Origin of the sequence: Segeticoccus rhizosphaerae, from assembly GCF_005222685.1 — a bacterium.
GTDB lineage: Bacteria > Actinomycetota > Actinomycetes > Actinomycetales > Dermatophilaceae > Segeticoccus > Segeticoccus rhizosphaerae.
Map to the genome: position 1 here is coordinate 1 of NZ_SWMA01000070.1, position 4,654 is coordinate 4,654.

3 protein-coding genes and 1 pseudogene are annotated in these 4,654 nt (G+C 70.2%); 1 reads left to right on the top strand and 3 read right to left on the bottom strand.

Features of this window, described 5'->3' with window-relative positions:
- Nucleotides 1-137, top strand: a pseudogene (locus FCN22_RS22995) (IS30 family transposase); the annotation flags it as partial.
- 64 nt (nt 138-201) lie between these two features.
- On the opposite strand, the gene cimA reads toward FCN22_RS22995, so the two are convergent.
- From cimA to FCN22_RS21150, 3 genes are all read right to left on the bottom strand, one after another.
- Complete coding sequence (gene cimA / locus FCN22_RS21140) at nt 202-1,791, bottom strand: citramalate synthase (protein ID WP_137123539.1); 1,590 nt, start codon at nt 1,789-1,791, stop codon at nt 202-204.
- Nucleotides 1,792-2,121: 330 nt separating this feature from the next.
- Complete coding sequence (locus tag FCN22_RS21145) at nt 2,122-3,063, bottom strand: GNAT family N-acetyltransferase (protein ID WP_162308294.1); 942 nt, start codon at nt 3,061-3,063, stop codon at nt 2,122-2,124.
- A 198-nt stretch (nt 3,064-3,261) separates the two neighbouring features.
- Complete coding sequence (locus FCN22_RS21150) at nt 3,262-4,368, bottom strand: branched-chain amino acid aminotransferase (RefSeq protein WP_137123541.1); 1,107 nt, start codon at nt 4,366-4,368, stop codon at nt 3,262-3,264.
- Nucleotides 4,369-4,654: the final 286 nt, after the last annotated feature.

Below are 4,654 nucleotides of genomic sequence, written 5' to 3' on the forward strand. Positions count from 1 at the left end.
CGGGCTACCTGGACATGGTCGCCGCCGAGCTCAACGACCGGCCCCGCAAACGCCTCGGCTGGCGCACCCCCGCCGAAGCCCTCGACCAACTACTGTCGGAACAGTCAGATCCACACGGTGTTGCACCCACCGCTTGAATCCGCCTGCCCTGAGAGGGGCCGGAACCTCACGAAGATTCCGCACAACGACTCCGCCCGGGACTCAGCGGACCGGGACGTCCTGACGCCGCAGGCCGTAGGTCACGCCGTCGACCAGCGCGATCCAGCTCGCCTCCACGATGTTCGCGGCCACCCCGACGGTCTCCCACGAGGTGGTGCCGTCCGTGGTCTCGATGAGCACCCGGGTGACGGCGTCGGTGCCGTGGGCGGCGTCGAGGATGCGGACCCGGAAGTCGATGAGCTCGAGCTTCTCCACCTCGGGGTAGCTCACCGCAATGGCTTGGCGCAACGCGTGATCGAGAGCGTTGACCGGGCCGTTGCCCTCGCCGGTCGCTACGACCCTCCGGCCCGCGGCGACCAGCTTGACCGTCGCCTCGGAGGGTGCGTCGTCGTCCGGCGCGTGGCCGCGCGAGTCGGTGATCACGCGCCACGACTCGACGTCGAAGTAGCTGATCGGCGCGCCCTCGACCTCGCCGCGCAGGAGCAGCTCGAAGGACGCGTCGGCGGCGTCGAAGGTGTAGCCGCGCTGCTCCAGGTCCTTGACCCGCGCCACGACGCGACCGAGCAGCTCCTTCTCGCCGGACAGGTCGTAGCCCAGCTCGCGACCCTTGAGCTCGATGCTCGCGCGACCGGCCATGTCCGATACCAGCATCCGCATGTCGTTGCCGACCGCGGTCGGGTCGGTGTGCTGGTAGAGGTCGGGGTCGACCTTGACCGCGCTGGCGTGCAGGCCGGCCTTGTGTGCGAAGGCGCTCGACCCGACATACGGCTGACGGCTGTAGTGCGGGATATTGGTGACCTCACTGATGGCGTGGGCGATCCGGGTCCCCTCCTGCAGGCGGGCCGGGTCCACCACGGGCATCCCGAGCTTGAGCTGCAGGTTGCTGACGACCGTGAGCAGGTCGGCGTTGCCGGTGCGCTCGCCGTAGCCGTTGATCGTGCCCTGCACGTGCGTCGCGCCGGCCGACACCGCAGCCAGGCTGTTGGCCACCGCGCAACCGGTGTCGTTGTGGCAGTGGATCCCGAGCCTCGCGCCGGTGCCGTCGAGGACGTCCGAGACCACGTCGCCGATCTGGTGCGGCAGCATGCCGCCGTTGGTGTCGCACAGCGCGATCACCACTGCGCCCGCCTCGGCCGCCGCGCGCACCACTTCCAGCGCGTATGCCGGGTCGCTGGCATAGCCGTCGAAGAAGTGCTCCGCGTCGAGGAACACCTGCCGTCCCTCCCCCCGCAGGAACGAGACGGTGTCGCGGATCATCGCGAGGTTCTCGGCCAGCGTGGTGCGCAGCGCGCTCTCCACGTGGCGCACGTGCGACTTGGCCACCAGGGTCACGGTCGGCGCCCCCGAGTCGACCAGGGCCCGGGTCAGGGGGTCGTCAGCCGCCCTGCCACCCGGCCGTCGGGTCGAACCGAAGGCCGCCAGGGTTGCCCGCTGCAGCGACAGGTCCCGCTGGGCACGGGCGAAGAACTCGGTGTCCTTGGGGTTGGCGCCGGGCCAGCCGCCCTCGATGTAGGTGACGCCGAGCTCGTCGAGGTGGGCGGCGATGGCCAACTTGTCCGTGACGGAGAGGTTGAGTCCCTCCTGCTGCGCACCGTCGCGGAGCGTGGTGTCGTAGACGTGCAAGTCAGTCATCGCCGGCCCGATCTCGATCGTGATCCTCGGCACACGGTGTGCCGCGTTCTGTCTTCTCGTGCTGTGTTGCCGTTGCCCGGTCTGTCACATCGTCTCGCCGCGCGTCGCGTCCGGGCGAGGTGTGTGCCCGGGAACGAAAAAGACCCCCCAGGGTGTGGGAGGTCTGCGCGGCGGGAAAAGCCCCGTCGCGCTAGTCGATAATGAGAGTGGCGGTAGCCACGCCAGTCCGAGCGTGTGTCACGGACGGCACTCTGCCAGACCGGTCCGGCACATGGAAGGACCGTCTTGCCATCTGGGACCCGGGTCCTGCCGCACGCCGACCTCGCGCCGTCAGCCGGCGGGATCCAGGACGCGGGTGTAGGTGGCGAAGGTCCGGGTCACTTCGAAGCCCATCGACTCGTAGAGTGCTGTGGCGCCGGTCGGGTTGACCGAGTCGACACCGAGATCCGCGCTGCGGTAACCGTGCTCGGCGGCCGCGCGGAGGCAGGCCGCCAGGGTGGCTCGAGCCAGACCGCGCCCCCGGGAGTCCTGCCGGGTCCCGACCTGACCGACGTAGAGCTCGCCATCCATCCACTGGTAGCACAGCACGTAGGCGAGGACCCGACCGTCGGCAGCGACGTGGACGAACGACTCGTTCGGGCGGAAGGTGCGCGACGACATCATGTCGCGCCAGTTCTCCTCGTCCCGCGGCGTCGAGCCCCAATGCGTGCTGAACGCGTCGTTGTGGGCCAGCCGAGTCGCCTCGCTCAGCTCGTCCCGGTAGGGCTCCACCGCGGCCGCCGGCTCCGGCACTGCGGCACCGGGAAACGCACGCTCCATCTCGTGGAAGTAGCGCGCGATCGCGTAGCCCCGGTGTTCGAGCAACGGACGCACCGAGGCGCCGGCCTGACCGCCGGACGTCTGCAGCAGGGTCGGCGCGCCGGGGAACCGCTCGGCCGCCCCGGCCACTGCGCGATGCTCCATCCTGGCCACGAGCTCCCGGCCGATCCCCCGGCCGCGTTGGTCGGGATGCACCCCACCTCCGAGGTGCACCTTCACTCGCCCGTCGAGCAGCGAGGTGGCGGCGCGCAGTTGTCCGTAGGCCACCAGGTCGGCGCCGTCCCACACGGCCCAGGTGTCCTTGGCCGGCTCGACGCCGGGCGCCTCGAGCTCCTCGGCGAGATCCTCCGGCCCGTAGAACTCGCCGGTGTCGTCGACCGTGGCCAGCAGATTGGTCAGCTCTGCCCACTGCTGCACGCAGTCCGGGCCCAGAGCGCTCCACCGCAGGGTCATGGCAGGTCTCCTCGTCGCGGGTCGTGACACGCGCCGAGCATGCCGAGTGGCGGGTTGCAGGGCAACCGAGTTTCGTGATGGCCCAGAACGCATGCCATGCGGTCCCGGTTTCGGGACAAGGGTCCTCACATGACGGGCCGACGTCCTGATCTCGCGCCGTTTCGGTACGAGAGTCCCCGCGCGGCGCTCGAGCCGGGTTCAGACCAGGCGGGTCAGCCAGCCGTGGGTGTCCTCGGCCCGGCCGTACTGGATGTCGAGCAGCCGCTGACGGATCGCCGCGGTGGTCGCGCCGACACCGTCGACCGAGTGGTCACCGATGAGCATCTCGCCGCCGTCCCACGCGAGCCGGCCCAGCGGCGTGACGACCGCCGCCGTGCCGCAGGCGAAGACCTCGCTGATCTCGCCGCTCGCCACGCCGTCGCGCCACTCGTCGATGCTGATCCGGCGCTCCTCGACGGTGTGCCCCAGCTCCTTGGCCAGCTCCAGGATCGAGCCTCGGGTGACGCCCTCGAGGATGGTCCCGGTCAGCTCCGGGGTGACCAGGCGTCCGTCCGAGTAGACGAAGAACAGGTTCATCCCGCCGAGCTCCTCGACCCAGCGGTGCTCCAGCCCGTCGAGGAACGCGACCTGCTCGCAACCGTTCTCACCGGAGTCGACCTGGGCGGCCAGGCTCGCGGCGTAGTTGCCCCCGCACTTGGCCGCGCCGGTGCCGCCCGGCGCCGCACGCACGTAGTCGCTCGACAGCCAGATCGAGACCGGCTTGAGGCCGGAGGAGAAGTAGGGCCCGGCCGGGGAGGCGATGACGCAGTAGGTCACCCGCGCGGCGGGGCGCACGCCGAGGAAGGCCTCGGACGCGAACATGAACGGACGCAGGTAGAGGCTCATCTCGCCCGCCTCACCCGAGGGCACCCAGGCCTGGTCGACGGCCACCAACGCCTTGAGCGAGGCGAGGAAGTCGTCCTCGGGCAGCGCTGGCAGCGCGAGCCGGCGGGCACTGCGCTGGAACCGCGCCGCGTTGGCCTCGGGCCGGAACGTCCAGATCGACCCGTCCGCGTGGCGGTAGGCCTTCATGCCCTCGAAGATCTCCTGGGCGTAGTGCAGCACGGCCGCCGAGGGGTCGAGTGAGAGCGGCCCGTATGCCGTGATCTTGCCGTCGTGCCAGCCCTCGTCACTGCTCCACGTCGCCAGCACCATGTGGTCGGTGAAGGTCTTGCCGAAGCCGGGGTTGGCCAGGATCGTCTCCCGCTCGGCGTCCGAGCGCGGGTCGGACCGCTGCTCCACCGGGAACGACAGCGCTGCAGACATGGGGACCCTCCAAAGCGAACGAGTGGCGTTGCGGCAAGGCTATCTCCCCCGCCCGCCGACCCGGCACCCCCGCACCCGCCCGGATCTTCGCGAGGTTTCCGGCCCTGTCGGGGCCCTTGGCCTCAAGGGGTGACTGCAACACCTGGCGTTGAGAGGTGTGCAGATGAGTGCTCGTCGGGGTAGTCCGCGGTTGCCGGTTGAGGTGGAGTATCGGTTCTGGGCTCAGGTCCGCGATTGCCTGACGGTTGAGCAGGCCGCGGTGGTGGTGGGCGTGTCGGCGACCAAG